The organism is Micromonospora orduensis (genome assembly GCF_006228125.1).
GTDB classification, from domain to species: Bacteria; Actinomycetota; Actinomycetes; order Mycobacteriales; family Micromonosporaceae; genus Micromonospora; species Micromonospora orduensis.
Genome location: NZ_VDFY01000004.1, coordinates 1 through 789 on the forward strand (window position 1 = coordinate 1; position 789 = coordinate 789).

Below are 789 nucleotides of genomic sequence, written 5' to 3' on the forward strand. Positions count from 1 at the left end.
CCACCGCCGGCGACGGCAACAACGCCTCGGACGGCTCACCCCGATCGAGTTTGAGACAATCAACCAGCCCGTACACGCGGCCTGAACCACTCAAACCCGCGAGTCAACCGAACCCGGGGCAGTCCCGACCATTGCGAGGCGAGTCTTCCCACCCGAATGCTCAACCTCGGCGGCGCGCAGCTGGGCGCGCAGCTTGGCCTGGCTCACCACGTCGACCATCGACACATCGGTGTAGTCCACGGTGAAGACCGCCTGCACGGTCGCCGACATGAAAGCCGCCGCGTCGCTGCCAGCAAGCGCGATCGTCGCGGATGACGGAACGACGCCGTTGTGCTTCAAGTCGTTGCGAGAGCGGTGAAGCCGCTGCATACCACGAAATCCGATCAGACCGCCGGGGACCTTGGGGCTCAGGACCTTCCAGTAGTCCTCGAACTTCGGCGATGCGACCCCGTAGTGATCGGCGACCAGGAGGAGCAGGCTCTCGACCGCGTCGTGCAGCATAAGCAGTGAGACTGCGGACTGCGGATCGGGCAGCTGCGCCTGGGTATCTGCGAGTCGGTGCAGGTAGCGGATGAACGCGAGGCGCCGGGCTGTCGCTGGAACAAGAGTCACCCTGCGACTCTGCCACCTTGCGGATACTCCGCTCAACGCCGTTTGGGTGGCTGAACCGCCCCGGATCTTGTAGAGACTTCCCCGCTTGGGAAGGATCGAGAGATGGCAGGAACGAAGCCGTATCCGCAGGAGTTGCGGGAGCGGGCGGTGCGGATGGTCGCGGAGGTGCGGCCGAAC

1 protein-coding gene is annotated in these 789 nt (G+C 65.0%); it reads right to left on the reverse strand.

Going from position 1 to position 789, the window contains the following annotated elements:
• Positions 1–90: 90 nt before the first annotated feature.
• On the reverse strand, positions 91–612 hold the full coding sequence (locus FHG89_RS00020; protein ID WP_139581796.1) for a hypothetical protein: 522 nt from the start codon (positions 610–612) through the stop codon (positions 91–93).
• Positions 613–789: the final 177 nt, after the last annotated feature.